Origin of the sequence: Flavobacterium sp. CAN_S2, assembly GCF_015752255.1 — a bacterium.
Lineage (GTDB): Bacteria > Bacteroidota > Bacteroidia > Flavobacteriales > Flavobacteriaceae > Flavobacterium.
Genome location: NZ_JADOVA010000004.1, coordinates 227750 through 243585 on the forward strand (window position 1 = coordinate 227750; position 15836 = coordinate 243585).

Annotated in this window: 12 protein-coding genes; 9 read left to right on the forward strand and 3 right to left on the reverse strand. The window is 29.7% G+C overall.

All coding sequences use genetic code 11. The features are described 5' to 3' along the window. Positions 1 to 10: 10 nt before the first annotated feature. The 3 genes from IWX80_RS12825 to IWX80_RS12835 form a co-directional block, all read right to left on the reverse strand. Positions 11 to 673 carry a hypothetical protein gene (locus IWX80_RS12825; RefSeq protein ID WP_196853767.1) on the reverse strand — a complete coding sequence of 221 codons (663 nt, stop codon included), beginning with the start codon at positions 671 to 673 and terminating at the stop codon, positions 11 to 13. Further along, positions 657 to 3176 carry a dynamin family protein gene (locus IWX80_RS12830; RefSeq protein WP_196853768.1) on the reverse strand — a complete coding sequence of 840 codons (2520 nt, stop codon included), beginning with the start codon at positions 3174 to 3176 and terminating at the stop codon, positions 657 to 659. The genes IWX80_RS12825 and IWX80_RS12830 overlap by 17 nt, the downstream gene beginning before the upstream one ends. A 146-nt stretch (positions 3177 to 3322) precedes the next feature. Next, entirely contained in the window at positions 3323 to 3760 is a 438-nt protein-coding gene (locus IWX80_RS12835; protein WP_196853769.1) for a hypothetical protein, read from the reverse strand. 900 nt (positions 3761 to 4660) lie between these two features. Between IWX80_RS12835 and IWX80_RS12840 the strand changes: the two genes are divergently transcribed. The 9 genes from IWX80_RS12840 to IWX80_RS12880 all read left to right on the forward strand — a co-directional run bounded on the left by IWX80_RS12840 (position 4661) and on the right by IWX80_RS12880 (position 15284). Next, positions 4661 to 5728, forward strand: coding sequence for a hypothetical protein (locus IWX80_RS12840; RefSeq protein WP_196853770.1), 1068 nt, complete (start codon positions 4661 to 4663; stop codon positions 5726 to 5728). 433 nt (positions 5729 to 6161) lie between these two features. Continuing rightward, on the forward strand, positions 6162 to 7058 hold the full coding sequence (locus IWX80_RS12845; protein WP_196853771.1) for a helix-turn-helix transcriptional regulator: 897 nt from the start codon (positions 6162 to 6164) through the stop codon (positions 7056 to 7058). Continuing rightward, positions 7058 to 7537, forward strand: a complete 480-nt coding sequence (locus IWX80_RS12850) for a 3'-5' exonuclease (protein WP_196853772.1) — start codon at positions 7058 to 7060, stop codon at positions 7535 to 7537. The genes IWX80_RS12845 and IWX80_RS12850 overlap by 1 nt, the downstream gene beginning before the upstream one ends. A gap of 46 nt (positions 7538 to 7583) precedes the next feature. After that, positions 7584 to 9308, forward strand: a complete 1725-nt coding sequence (locus IWX80_RS12855; protein ID WP_196853773.1) for a DUF262 domain-containing protein — start codon at positions 7584 to 7586, stop codon at positions 9306 to 9308. Next, a complete protein-coding gene (locus tag IWX80_RS12860; protein WP_196853774.1) occupies positions 9301 to 11508 on the forward strand; it encodes a GmrSD restriction endonuclease domain-containing protein in 2208 nt (735 codons plus the stop codon). Before IWX80_RS12855 ends, IWX80_RS12860 begins: the two co-directional genes overlap by 8 nt. A 157-nt stretch (positions 11509 to 11665) precedes the next feature. Then, positions 11666 to 13330 (forward strand): DnaA ATPase domain-containing protein, encoded by a 1665-nt coding sequence (locus IWX80_RS12865; protein WP_196853775.1) that lies wholly within the window; start codon positions 11666 to 11668, stop codon positions 13328 to 13330. A 156-nt stretch (positions 13331 to 13486) separates the two neighbouring features. Continuing rightward, the gene (locus IWX80_RS12870; RefSeq protein ID WP_196853776.1) at positions 13487 to 13717 is read left to right on the forward strand and encodes a hypothetical protein; all 231 of its coding nucleotides are present in this window, start codon (positions 13487 to 13489) and stop codon (positions 13715 to 13717) included. A gap of 5 nt (positions 13718 to 13722) precedes the next feature. Next, positions 13723 to 14874, forward strand: a complete 1152-nt coding sequence (locus IWX80_RS12875; protein WP_196853777.1) for a hypothetical protein — start codon at positions 13723 to 13725, stop codon at positions 14872 to 14874. Between the two features lie 32 nt (positions 14875 to 14906). Next, positions 14907 to 15284 (forward strand): hypothetical protein, encoded by a 378-nt coding sequence (locus IWX80_RS12880; protein WP_196853778.1) that lies wholly within the window; start codon positions 14907 to 14909, stop codon positions 15282 to 15284. The last annotated feature ends 552 nt before the right edge of the window (positions 15285 to 15836 follow it).

Genomic DNA, 15836 nt, shown 5'->3' on the forward strand with positions numbered 1-15836 from the left:
TGATAAATCTTTATTTTATTATTTTTTTATACCAAGGTTTATTTTGAATCGTCTCAATAGTATTTATTCTTTCTATTATAGAATCTTGTTTACTTAAAATTAGATTAATAGAATTTTTTATTTCAGCATTATCAAAAGCAATCTGTTCATTTAAATTTGATACTTTATTTAATGACTGGGAAGTTCCACTGTTTACCATTTTAATTTCATCTAATTTTTTTGAAACACTATCATAATTTGAAATAGTAAGTTTTTTAATCTCTTCTATTGGTTTTGAATTTTCTTCAATTTCTTTTTGCAATAAATGAATGTTAGATAAAGTTTTATCTTGCGTAAGAATTTTATCAAATAGTGTAACAATTTTGTCTATTATAATGTTTCTATTTAATTCGTTTTTTGAAGTTATCTGAGACAAATTGTGCTCCGCTACATTTTCGACCTTTGTATTGATTTTTACTAATTGTTCATTTAATAATTTATCAAAATTTGGAAATTCATTATGATTGTTAATTAAGGTTTTCAGATTTTCATTAATTTGGTTATCGTTCATACTTTCAACAATTGCTGACTCAATTGCTGACTCAATTGCGCCTCTAACTTGTTTCAATAATTCTGAGGTTTGGCTGTCTGTTTTAATTTTTACATATTCTTGCATATTAATTTCTTTTTTCAAATAAATATTGTTTTATATATCTGCTTACTTCTTCCTCCCTATTTTTCCCCACTTTATTAATAATCGCTCTTTCATCGCTAATTAAAAAATTATTTAAATCATCTATATTAATTAATTCATGAACAAGAAGAGAATAGTATGGATCTTTTGATGAAACTATAAATAATCTGTCCATTGCATTAATCTTATCCAGGTAGTTACTAAAATTAACTACTGCTTCAATTAATGAATCATTCTTTAACAGTATTTCTAAGCCTTGAACTACCCATATTACAGTCTTTTTAGGAATTGCGTTAATAATTGATTCTTTGTATTTCTTTTCCAAGAAACCTAATTGTGAAAGATCAACATTAACAAAGATTGTAGAATCTATCTCACTTAATTTCTTAAAGAAGAACATATGCTGGTCTTTCTTAAAGTTATTTTCGTTGATCAAGGATATTTCACCGGCATCTGTATTAAGTTTGACAGAAAAGTTGCTATTCAAAATTGGCTCTGGCGATTGAAAAAATAAATTAGTAAATGAAATTAAATCATTATTATCCCAACCCCAAATAAATATTGATCTTGAATTTACTTTTTCAAGGCAGAAGTCCCTGATGGCATATAAAGGATAATAACTGTTGATATGACTCAGCCTAAATAGATCTATTACCATTTTAGACTGATCAATAATACATTCTTCGTCTTCTTCTTTGCTTGTATTGTATTCGCTTTTATCAATGCTAAACTTATGATTACTAACTGAGATTTTCCTTTTTAATTGAAAGGCAATTTCTTTTAATTTTGATATCAATTCATTTTTATCATCACTTAAAATAATATTTCTTTTCTTATCATTTATTGAATTCCTTTTAAGATTTATACCATCGTTTATCTTTTCAATTCCTTTTATTCTTTGTTCTTTATATTTATTGAATGTATCAGTATACCATTTTTTCCAATTTTCAAAAATAGTGTTCATATGAAAAATTAAAGTCTTTTTATCAATTACTGCATAACTCACCCTCTCTTCAATAATTTCATATCCCCAATCTTTATTACCAATTATATCACCAAAAAAACGACCAAAAGAACCAGATATTCCTTCTTTACTTACAGTCTTTTTATTAGTTTTATGTTCAAGTGTTGTTCTGATATCGATTTTCGATTTACTTGGAGAATTATTAATTGCAATCCTTAAATCTTGAGTGGTAAAATTTAATTTTTTTCCAAAAGTTATAATATCATCTTGAGTTTTTTTAATTGAATTTGATAAATCAATCTCATTTTTTTCCTTCTCTTTTAAAAATAAATCTATTAATCCTTTAATTTCAGTTTCGGAATTTGTACTATTTATTTCAGATATTTTAGAGCGTTTGTAATTTTCAAAATCTTCAATAACAGCTTTTTCGTCTAAAATATCTGATTTAAAGGCTGTCTTAAAATCATTGTTCAAATATTGAACATTTTCTTCTTCTTTGTAAAAATTATAGCTTACAACATTTGAGAGATTACCAATTAAACTATCTACTTTTTTAGACAATTGATTGGCTCTATCATTTTCTTGACTTATTTTCAACTTGATTTCAACATCTGTAATTACATTAAATAATTGTTCAACATTGGATTCTTCATATTTATCATTTAATGCCTGCAAAGCTGAGACTTGAATTATATTAGCATTATTAGTTGAACTATTACACCCATTATTTAATAATTTTTTCAATCTTAAATAGTGCTCTTCTCTTATTTCCTCCTTGTCTTTGGCAACAATCCCTCCTTTAATTATTTTAGGCTCTATCGAATCAATCATGTTTTGAACTACAATTAATGGTTTGCCATCTGTGGAAATTTCATCAATTCTAAATAGATTTTCCTTATCTGAGCTTGCTTTTACGGTCGTAAGATATAATACTAAATCTAAAGTAGGTAATGCTAACTGTAAGGTGATTTTATCATGAAGTTCCATTTCATAAGCGTCAAGTCCTGGTGAATCAACTAATGCAATAGATTTGGATAATTTAAAAGTAGGCGTTCCTACACGAATCTCTTTTACTTGATAAGTATTTCCAGGATTATAATGTTCATCTCCATATTTTTCTATAGATTTCGAAATATTAGTAAAAATGACTTCAGGAGCCTTTTTCGATACTTCCTCAAAAAATATAGTTGCCTTTTTTATCTTTTCATAACAGCATACAACAAGTATATTGGAACTCGGCTTGACTTTTTGAGGTAAGAGTTGTTCCCCTAAGAACGCATTGATTAAAGTTGATTTGCCAGAACTTGTAATACCAATTAGTCCAACACGAATAATTCCATTATCAAAATTTTCCTTTATTTTAGCAAATATTTCTATATCTGCTTTAAAATAATTATCAAAATTGCTTTTAGATGATAAAATTTCAATTAATTCGTTAATAATATCCTTCAAGTTCAAATTACCATTGTTTGAAGATTTTATTGATTCTGTCATATACACTGTATCTTGTAAAATCCGCTTAATTTTTTTTGCCTTCAATACTCTTTTCTTTTCGTGTAAGTTTTGAGTAATATATACCTTTTACTTTATCTTTTTATAATATTACTGATTAAAAGTTCTTTATTTTTAGATGTACCATAAAATTAATTATCACGGCTAATTATTTTTTTATTGTTGATTAATAGTTAGTTAGAAATAAGACTAACTACTATTCTATTTATCCCCTCATCCGCTTTTTTCAAATTAGCCAATGTCAATTTCAAATCAATCCCATTGGCTGTTATATTTGCTGGGTTAGATAACCACTCCTCCATTTTCCTTTTGCCTTTAGACTGATTGATACATCTAAGTGTAACAGCAACATTTTCGGGACAGTTAACTACCAAAGCGATCTGTTCGTCCGTTAATAATGATTTGTATTGGGTATGAACCGCTTCAGAGGATCTAAGGTGCTCATAATCGTAGGAGTCACCTCCTCGTAATGTTTTTCCAGTGTAAACATCAATATATAGTGCAATTCCATCACCACCTCTTTTCAGAGCTGCTTGTTGCATTGAGGCTTTTGTTTTCGTGAAAATCTTATCAATTTCTGTACGTCTGTACGGTCGGTCAGAATCTATCATTGAGGAATGAATATTAAATTTATTTTTAAAATATTATTATTCGAATAAAACAATAATTCATTATTGCAAATACTAATTTACTGATCCGGTCAGGCTCGAAATGTTTGAACAAGAATTAGCCGTAAGGCTCGAAATGAGGGAACTTTTTGTTCTGCAGTATTCAAAACAATAATTTGCCATAGTTTATAATTTTTATGGTTTGATAGCCTGTATTTTACCAAAAATATAATTTCTATTCCTATAAAATCATTCGTCTTGCCAAAGTACCTTTCTAGCCGATGAAAGGACCTTTCTGGCTGCTAAACAAGAAATCCACCCCTTAAAACCATCCATAACAAGGAGTCCCAACCTTATCCTTTTACCCTAATCGCTACATTCATTACATGTCGCTCCCGCACGAATCATCCTATGGCACGTTATATTGTAACCTCAAACATGCTATAAACAAATACAGCATCAAGTAGCACTTTTTGACCAACATAACCAGTTGCCTGCTAGCGCGCACTTACATTCCACGTCTTTTCCAATTAATCATAAACAATCTCTATCAGCAGTAGCAATTAGTCTTTATTTTTAATAAAGCCCGATAATGCAGATTTCTAATCTGTGCCTCTTCCATCAAGGAAAAAGTCAAAAATCGACAAGTTAAAACTCCGAAGTGTCTTCACTTCTAAGTTGATATTAATCTAAATTAATGATAGTATCTACAGAAACTTAGTTTTTAGAAGTATCCTGACATCGAAATCTACATCAGAAATTACCTCATTCAGCTTCGCAAAATCCTGTTTTAGTCGAAGTATTTATCAATTCAAATTCATCATAAACAACGTCGAAGGGCTTATTTCACTTTTAAAACAACATATTGTACCTTTAATTATAATTTTTAAAGAGGTATATTTTATGGAAACCATCGAATTAACTAGAAAAGAATTATACGATATCGTATGGACGACAACACTTTCAAAGTTGACGCAGCAATATGCATACAGCAATGACGGAATAAAAAAATTGTGTAAACAATTTGAAATCCCAATGCCTGACGGTAGTTATTGGTCAAAACTCAAATTCAATAAAAAATTCAAAAAAGAAAAACTGAATCCGGTCTTTGGTGGTGTGGATAAAATCGTTTTGACCCTAAGGGAAGAAGGTAATTCTGTAAATGTTGCCCAAACACCGTTAACGATAATAACCCACGAAATTGAGAATGATCCTAATGCTCCCTTAATTGTTCCCGATAAAATCATAAAACCGGATATTCTGACCATACAAACCAAACAATATTGGCAAGGCAAAATTTCTTTCACTTCATATCGAGAGGATAGTAGAATTAAATATCCAATCAGGGTTGAAAAAAACAATAGAGAAAGAGCGTTGAGGTTTATGGACACACTTACCAAATTACTTCGATATAGAGGACATACTTTATCAAAACAGTACGGTTATGATTGTGTACTTATAGATAATATTTATGTCGAAATTGATTTAAGGGAAGCATCAAAACGAATCCCGCCAACAACAAAATATGGTTCTTCAGAATACATTCCAACAGGAGAATTTATTTTTAAAGTAGGTAAATACTCAGGAGAAAGAGAATGGCGTGATGGCAAGGTTAAATTAGAAGGAATGTTAGCTAGAATAGTGGCCAAACTAGAACTCATTGCACAAAGAGAAAAAGAATGGGAAGAGCGTTCTCGAATAGCGAATTTAAAAAGAGAAGAAGAGGAAAAACGTAAAGCAGAAATTAATAAACGTAGGGATGAAGAAGTTGATAAATTTAATAGATTAGTTAAACTTTCAGAACAATATGACAAAACCCTCATAATTAGACAATATATTGAAGCTGTAAAACAAAAGGCAATCAATACCAATAATCTAACTCCTGAAAAACTAGAATGGATTGATTGGGCAACTAACAAAGCAGATTGGGTTGATCCATTAATCAATAAACCGGATGATATATTAGATTAGTAAATTACGTACTGGACATGTAGTGATCCATAGTTTTAAATCTGAGTTGATACTCCAATTCTTTAACTTAAATCAGCGGAAACATGAACCGGGAAAAAATCACAATTTTGAATTCCTTTATTAAGTTATTTTCACCCTTTACGGTTTCCCGTAAGGATTCAATTTTACATTGCATTAATTTTATATTTTACTTTAATATTGATTTTGACAAAAAAGTATTGATTTACTATTTATTGTTTTAGAAATAACAAACTATAAAGAACGGGCACCAACAACGATAGGTGACAATTGATATTCTCTGTAGATAAAAGGTTATTTTTTTTAACGCTCTTGTTAATATTAGAATGGATATAAAATAAAAATTATTCGTTTTTTTAACCGTCACATTTTGTCGGACTAAAATAATACTTTAGCAAAATAAAAAAAGAAACCTATGGCAAAAGTAATATTTTACAAACGCTATTTATACATCGTGGATCGATTAAAATCTGCTCCTAGTAATTTTAAGGATTTACACAAATTGGTAATGACTAAACTTGCAAATGAGGATTTGAGTACTAATTTCGAATTTTCAGCTCGTACTTTCGATAGAGATAAAAAAGACATACTGGATTTGTTTGGTATTCTGATCCAGTACAACCGCAAGGATAAGGTGTATTATATCGATGAGGATGTAGAAGATCCTTCGGTGTCTAGAATGATAGAGGCATTTTCAATTCATCAAGCACTCAAAGAGGGAAGTAAAATAGCACCAAGTATTTATTTGGAAAGCCGCAAAGCCTCAGGAACCACCTTGATAAACGGCATTTTATATGCGATCCAAAATAATTTTGAAATATCATTTACCCATACCAAATTTTGGAGTATGGAAATTACCCAAAGAACGGTAAAACCCATTGCGATTAAAGAATCCCAACACCGCTGGTACCTGATAGCCCAAGACAACAAAAACGGAAGTATAAAGAACTTCGGTTTCGACAGAATCACTGATTTGAAAATTTCAGCTGACAAATTCAAGCCCATCGTTTTTGATATGGATAAAAATTACCAACATGCTTTTGGCATTGAAACCTACGAACCTGTTCAAAGAATCGTACTTTCTTTTACGTGGCAGCAAGGAAATTATATAAAATCTTTCCCGCTCCATTCCTCACAAAAAGTTGTACACGATACAGAAGAAGAACTCCTTATTGAATTATACATGCATCCAACCAATGATTTGATCATGGAATTGCTTAAATATGGTGATCAAGTTGAAGTATATGAACCTTCAACATTACGCAAAGCAGTAAAAATCCGCATCGAAGAAATGATCAAAATATATAATTAATGAGCCATTCTTATACCGCTATAGATTTTGAAACAGCACAAGGTTACCGTTGGAGCATTTGCCAGGTTGGACTGGTAAGAGTCGAAAATGGAATTATCACCCAAGAAATCAATTTGTTGGTGCAACCACCCGACAACTACTACTGGCAGCGTTTTACAGAAATTCATGGAATTTCGGCAAGAGATACCAAAAATGCCCCCACTTTCGATCAAATTTGGCACAAAATTGCGCCATTTATAGAAAACCAAAATGTAATTGCGCACAATGGGTTTGGGTTTGATTTTCCTGTTTTAGGCAAAACATTAGAATATTATGGAATGTCGGCACCGGATTACAATAAGTACTGTACTTATAAGATTTATAGGTCAAATTTAGCTACATTGTGCCAAGAACATAACATTCCGCTAAATCACCATGATGCATTGAGCGATGCTAAAGCTTGTGCAGAGTTGTATTTGAGACATTTGGAATCAAAATAAAAAAACACATTAAATTACATTTGAAATAAATTAAAAAACAACATATATGGTAAACAATATTTTAGGACTAAAACCAATTAGCGAAATAATTACAACTAAAACTCATTTTTTTGTTGATACCTATCAGAGAGGATACAAATGGGATAAACAGCAAGTAAATGATTTGTTGAACGATATTAATGAATTCGAAATTGTTGGCAAAGATGACTTTTATTGTCTACAGCCAGTTGTTGTAAAGAAAAAAGACAACAGAATAGAACTTATTGACGGTCAGCAACGAATGACCACTATTTTTATCATTCTGTCGTTTTTAGATAAAGAAAAATTCACTATCGATTACCAAACAAGAGAAAAAAGTGCCACCTTTTTGAATAGTATAATCTCTAACAATAAAATTCAGGTTAATGAATGGAAGGACTTCAAAAATGAAGAATATGACAACATAGACAACTATCATTTTTTTAATGCTTATATAGCTGTAAAAGAGTGGTTCAAAGATAAAAGTGAAAGCGATAAAACTTTTTTTCACAACAAACTAACTTGTAATACTCAAGTAATTTGGTATGAGGTTATTGAAGGCGAAGATGACAATGAAAAAATAAAATCACAAGAATTATTTGCTAGAATTAATATTGGAAAAATTCCTCTAACAAATTCAGAACTTATCAAAGCGTTATTCTTATCGGATAAAAATATTGGTGAAGTTGTAAAAAATGAAATTGCGATGGAATGGGATATAATAGAAAACACTTTACAAAATGATACTTTTTGGTATTTTCTTTCGGACGAAAAATCCTATCCTACTACAAGAATCGATTTAATTTTTGATCTGATAAGTGATAAAAATAGAGACGATAAAAAAACTGACGAACTATTCTCTTTTAGATTTTTCAATGAAAAAAGGGAAACAACTTTGGAATATTGGCGCGAAGTTACAAAGTTAATATCCCTATTTCAGGATTGGTTTGATAATGTAGAATTGTTTCACCTAATAGGTTATAGTATTGAAACTTCTGGAAAAAACAAGCTTAAATATTTAATCAACAAATATTATAAAGAAAACAGCAGTAAGAATTTCTTGTGTCAAATTGAAAAAGAAATAATGAATTCAAATGCTATGACGAGATTTGATGAATTACAATATGATTCAGATTTAGGTTTAGTAAAGAATGTTCTATTATTATTCAATATTAAAACTCAAATTAATATTTCGAGCAAAGATAATTTTCAACGATTTCCTTTCAAATCTTACAAAAATAATAAATGGACGGTAGAACACATTCACGCTCAAAATTCTGATGGATTAAACACAAAAGAACAGTGGAAGCAATGGTTAGAAGAGGCAATTGATGGGTTGAAAAATATAGATAAGCACGAGGCTTTTGAATTAATAAAAAAAATTGAAGATGAAAACAATTTAGAGCTTTCAAAAGAGAGATTTGAAAGCTTATTCACAGAAGTTCAAAAAATAACATCGGATACGGATTCACACGAAGAGCTACATAGTTTAGATAACTTGGCATTATTAGACGGAAAAACTAACAGTTCCATCAGCAATAATATCTTTGCTGTGAAAAGGAATATGATTATTAATGCAGAAAAAAATAATTTTTTCATACCAATTTGCACAAAAAATGTATTTCTAAAGTATTATTCCGAAAAACCAAAACATATATTTTTTTGGAGCAGCAAGGATCGGGAAGATTATTTGGAGATTATGAAAAATACTTTAGGACTAAAATCAACCGAAAAAATAACTGAAAATGCATAATAAAGAAATAAAAACAATGGATTTTTGGAGCTTATTAAATACGTACTCCATTGAAATCCCAAAAATTCAAAGAGATTATGCTCAAGGAAGAGAAAGCGAAAAAACAAATATTATTAGAAATAATATTTTAGAAGCATTCAAAAAAGCTATAAAAAATGGAGAAAAACTGAATTTAGATTTTGTTTATGGTACTGTTACAACGGATAATAAGTTAATCCCTTTAGATGGACAACAAAGATTAACCACCTTGTTTTTATTACATTGGTATTTGGCTTCTATTTCTGGAAATTTATCAAAACAAAATAAAGAAATATTTTTGAAATTTACTTATGAAACAAGATTAAGCTCAAGAAGATTTTGCGAAGCATTAGTGAATAACAACCTATCAATTGATGACAGCAAAAAATTATCATTACAAATAATGGATAATTCATGGTTTTATTTCACGTGGAAAAAAGACCCTACTATTAAAGCAATGTTAACAATGCTTGACACAATTAATGTGAAATTTAAAGGTGAAATTGAATTTTGGAAAAAATTAACAACTACAAATTTAGTTGAATTTGAATTTTTGCCATTAGACAAATTTAACTTAACCGATGAACTTTACGTAAAAATGAATGCTAGAGGAAAGGCATTGTCTGATTTTGAAAATTTTAAATCTTGGTTAGATGAAAAATTAGAGGAAAAGACAACCGAAAGCTTTAAAAAAGAATGGTCTTTAAAATTGGATACCGTTTGGACTGATTTATTTTGGAGAAATGATAATGAAGACTTTTCTATCGACGAAGAAATGATAAATTTTTTCAGAGGAATGGCTATGTTTAGCTATGTAGAAAAGCGTGAAGTATCTAATGAGAATAAAAAATATTTTGAGAAAAGAATTGGAGATTTAGATGATTTAGAAAAATATGTGTCAAATGAAGAGTTTGAAAATATTTTCTTTGAAGAAGATAATGATGTTGTATTTAGCAAAATAAATTACTTTTTAGATTTTTATTCCGACAATGAAAATCTTATTTTACGTTTACTCAAAAAAATCAATTTTTGGAAAGATGAAGAGGCAAATTTATTCCTTAAATTTATTCAAAAACCAACTTTCCCGCAAAGAGTATTATTTTTTGGGTTGTTCAAATATATTTTAAAAAACAGTGATAATTTTGAAAATAAGGAATCAGAAGTGGTTCGATTTTTTAGAGTTTTAAGAAATCTCGTTATCAATTCAGATGTTAATGCTTCAAGTTTAAAAAACATCTTAATTTCTGTAAATAATTTAGTTGAAACTGAGGATATTTTAATATATATTTCAAACGAAAATCTTAAACTGCCAGGATTTAGCGGATCTCAAACTACCGAAGAGCAATTAAAAGCAACTTTGATTTTGCAAAATTTAGATTGGGAAAATGAAATAATTGAAGTAGAAAACCATTTGTTATTCAAAGGTAGTATTGATTTTCTTTTACCTGAAAAGGAAAATTCTCTTTTAGATAAATTCATTTTAAGGAAAAACGCTGCAATGATTTTGTTTAATGAAAATGGTGTAAACTTGGGTAAAGAGTGCAATTTATTAGGTCGATCTATGCTGGCATTTGGATTAGACTTAATTAGAGATTATGAAATATGGTTAGGAGGGAAATGGCATCAGTATTGGAAAGAGTATTTGCAAAACAAAAACACAAACCTTTATATTTTAAACACAATTGATTTATTATTGGATCAAAAAATTGAAAAATTTACCGAAATACTAGAATCCAACATTTACAAGATTGCAGAAGAAGAAAATAACATTCCAAAATGGAAGTTAATATTACTGAAAAATCCTGGCTTATTCAATTATACTTGCTATGGCAGAGTCAAAAAGGACTGGAGAGGTGTAAATTTATACGAACAACAAAAATTTAATGCAAATGCAAATGCTATTCTAATTGAAAATAATAGAAATGAGGTTATAACTTATTTCATTGAAAAACTCGGATTTAAACTAAAATATCAGAATGTTAATCGATGTGGAAAATTTTACACAGGTGACGATATAATACTACTTAAAGAAGGAACTACACTAATTTTCAAAAGAGAGATAGTTAAAGTAAAAATTAAAGATTTGGACTTTGAAAAAGAATATGATTTCACTAAAGGAGTAGAATATTTTCTTCCTGAATTAGAAAACAATTTTAAACAATTAGACTTTACGATTCTCTAAGTTAATTCAAGAAACATTTGTAAACGACACTTCAAAAAAAGTGTCGTTTTTTTATACAATAATTTATATCCGACACCCTTTGGCATTGTCTGCTGCTATGTTTGCTTAATAAATGGCTCCGAAAAAGACAAAAAAACAGACACCAAAAAATAGCAAGATGGCAAATTCAAGAAAAAAAATCCAAAAACCGATTGAAACGTTTATAACGCGAATATTTAAAATAGAATCTCAGCTAAATGAAAAATACAGCTTTGATAATTTTATTGCTGGCGATTCAAATCAAAGTACATTATCGGCAGGAATTTTTGTCACGAGTAATTTGGGAGAAAAATTATTCAATCCTTTGTTTATTTTTGGAGGAATGGGTTTGGGAAAATCGCATTTGGTTCATGCGATGGGTAATGAAATAAAAGAGCAGTATCCTGAGAAAAGCGTCTTATATACTTCTTCAGAAATCTTTAGACAACAATACTTAGATGCAGAAAATAACAATAACCGTGATAAATTTGTCAATTGGCTCCAATCGATAGATGTTTTAATATTGGAAGACATTCAATGCCTATCCGGTCAAACCACAGTGCAGGAAGTTATCTTAGAAGTATTTAATAATTTCTGTCAAAAGGGCAAGCAAATCATATTAACAGCTGACCGGGCACTAATCGACATGCAAGATATTAATCCCCAACTATTGTCTCGTTTTAAGGGAGGATTAACGGTAGAACTTCAACAACTTGATTATGTAACCCGAATCGATATCCTAAGAAATTTATTGCTTTCCACGAATGTAGAAATAACCGAAGAAATCATAGACTGTATCGCCCGAAATATAAATTCAAATTTGAAAGACCTTAAAGGTTGTTTACATTATCTGATTTCAGAATTACAACTTAATAAAAAAGAAATAACACTCGAGTTTACAAAAAAAGTTATCAGGAAAATTAACTCCATAACCAGTTCGGGCTTCGCAATGGATTTAACATATGACTGTACAAATACGATTAACGTAATCGGTATAGGAATTGCGGGTGACAATAGTGTAAACGATATGATTCAGCAGAAGATTAAGGGTGTTGATTTTATGGTTTGCAGTAGTGATGCTAAAGTAATCGAGAATAAGAGGATTACACACAAAACTCAGCTGGGCAACAGCACCAAAATGGCTGTGATAATTGCTGAAATGGGAGGAGCGACAGAAACGGAAACTGCATCAATAATCGCACATCTGGCAAAAGAAAGAGATAATATCAAAATAGGTATTGTTTCAATTCCATTCCTTTCTGAAGGAAAATTAAATTATGAAAAAGCACATTCAGAGATTAAAAATATGCGAAAACAATTTGACTCGCTAATAGTTATTGATAATAACAAATCAAATCACCTCAATGAAAATCTTAATTTTGAATCGGCATTTCAGTTTATCAATGATACTATCACAAACATTGTAAAAGGAATAGTTGAAATAGTATATAACCGAAGATTTGATTTAAAAGATTTCACAACAGTATTAGGTAATAGTGGCTCCGCTTTAGTTGGGTCATCTGTCGTTTCCGGTGAAAACAGGGCAAAAAATGCAATTGTGTCGGCATTATTTTCTCCGCTGTTGAAAGAGGAAAAAATTACCAAAGCCAAGAACGTTTTGCTATTGGTCACAAGTGGCACAATTGTAACAACAATTGATGAAGTTGGCGAAATCAATGATTACATACAATCAGAAGCTGGTTACGAGGCCAATATAATTATGTCTGTTACTGAAAATATAAATCTTAGCGAATCAATTGCAATTACAATAATCGCAACAGGGTTTGACACTTCAATAGAATAAAATCGGAAAACAAATCCATAATAAAAAACAACTTTACGATATACGAAACGACACTCCACAAAAGTGTCGTTTTTTTATATATAATAAATTTCAGACTGACACACTTTGGCTTTTCCTCCAAATATTTTTGCGTTATAACAATTTAAAAATAAAATTATGGGACAGATGGTTTCACACAAAGGAGAATTATTAAGAATTAATGTGGCAAAAAACTTCATTGAGTATTCCTCCAATAATGGAAAAGTATGGCACAGAAGAAGCGGTCAATCTCATAGCATGGGAACATTACAGGACTTAATGGATAGTGGTGACGAAATTTTAGTTACAACATCAAAAGGGCTATATTATTCTTCGACCGAAGGAAAGGTTTGGCATAGAAGAAGTTAGTGTATATGAAAGTGTATTATTGCTACTTGGAGATTTTTGATGAAGAAACACAACAATGGGAATATGTTGCCAACCCTAATCAACTTCCAGAAGATCTCTATTATGATCAGTTTTTCAGCGATATTGATAGAGAAAGTTTGTTTTTCTTTTTTAAAGAGATGGAAAATCAAGGAGAATTAACATTACTGACAAAATGGAAAGGTATACCTGCTGACGCATCGTTTTCTGTAACGAATAACTATTACTTCTACCTTGAAAATATAAAGATGTGTACCGATGCGTCCTATTTTTATTTAAATGAATTATTTGATTTTGAATACAATTCAACAATAGACCTTTACAAATTTCCTAGACATGAATATAAAAATTTCAAAGAATATAATTATGAGAATAAACAGATAAATAGCCAAAAACATATTTCTTTTAGAAATTATTTGGGAGATAATTTTATTGAGGAATTAAATTTGCTTAAACGATATGAACGTTATGAAAATTGTAGAATTATTTATTTTGTTGATGCTGATTTAAATGGATGGGATGATGGGACCATTCAGCCTGAACCTTATTTTAAAAGATTTGACAGAGGAATAGTAGGTAAAGGTATTACTGATCAGGATTATGGTGAAATTGAATCCTTAAACTATAATATTCTTTTTTATTTCATCGAAAAAACAGCAACACTTGAAAACGAAGAAGTTGTTGAAAGACAGGAAAATTTAGGAATAAGAGTAAGAGATATTTTTTTAAATCATTTAAAAAAAACAATTCCTATCCAGGATTATGAAATACACAATGCTAGACTTACCCAACAATTTTGGATATTAGAAAAAATTTTTGTTTTTGGATATTATAATGGAAGAGTTGATGATGAAACTGTCGGATATTTTTGTGGAAACTACCCTATTTTTAAAAATAGTCTTACATCATATGAATCATTTACTTACGGTGATGATTATGAAGTTGATTGTGGTGGATATGGTTTTAGGAGTCGATTTGATTTTGAGACATTTAAATTAATCCTACGTGGATTTTGTGAAAAATTTGAATTTGAAATAAAGATAATTTTTGAACTATTTTTAAAAATAGCAAAAACAAATAATTATAAATATTTACTTAAAGAACTGGAGGAAAAATTAAGTAAAAGGAACAGTGAATAAACTCAAATAAAAACTTAATAATAGGTACTGAATTGACAACTAGCAAACTGAAAATAAATCTTTATGGAGAAGCTTGGAAATTGAACCAATTATTACTCACTAAAGATCAAAAAATAAAGTTCGAAGTGATAGCCCAAAGAATGAAGCAGCCATTAGAAGAAGTTATTATTGATCCATATTTTTACTACTTACTCAAAAGTAAAGCAATCCTATCAGACGAAGATTTGGCAGTAAACTGCATTGAAGGGCTTTTAAACACATCAAAAAACCAAATAGAGATTTGGTATAGAAACCAGAAAGTGCAAAAATTAAAATGCAATGATTTAAAAGAAGAATTAGTACTCTTTCCATTACACAACACTACAATCCAAAAAATGAAACCCTGTTTAGAAAAAGGCTTGTATGTATAACAAAAGGAAATAGATTTAGTTGGGAGTTTTGAAATCAAGACAGATAACTTCAATCTAAATGATTTAGAATTTCAACTATTACAATCAAACAAACACTTGCTCTTAAAAGGATTGGTTTATAATAACCAAGTTTTAAAAAGCAAAAAGAAAGATACTTTAATTACTTTTCAGAACAGCTTTGAAATAACCTAGAACTGCAGGATATATCTACAAATACTCTTTTTGTGGAAAAAGTAGTCAATTGGTCTTTATTGTTTTAATACTAAGCTTTTAAATCCCTACATAAAATGGATCGATACAAAGGGAAGTTTCATATATAGAAGGGTTAGCATAGGTGCTAACTAGATTATAGATCCAAAAATTGATTTACTACTTTTCCGCTGGATCGTTGCGAACAGAAATGGGGCCTATTGGAAATTAAAGATAATTAAACAATTGAATGCGATTGGAAAGTCATCGCGGAATTTACATATCCTACAGCTGCAAAAATGTTGTCTGATTTTAAGATTAATCGACTTGATTTTATATCTCGAATCTACTCAAAACAAAATC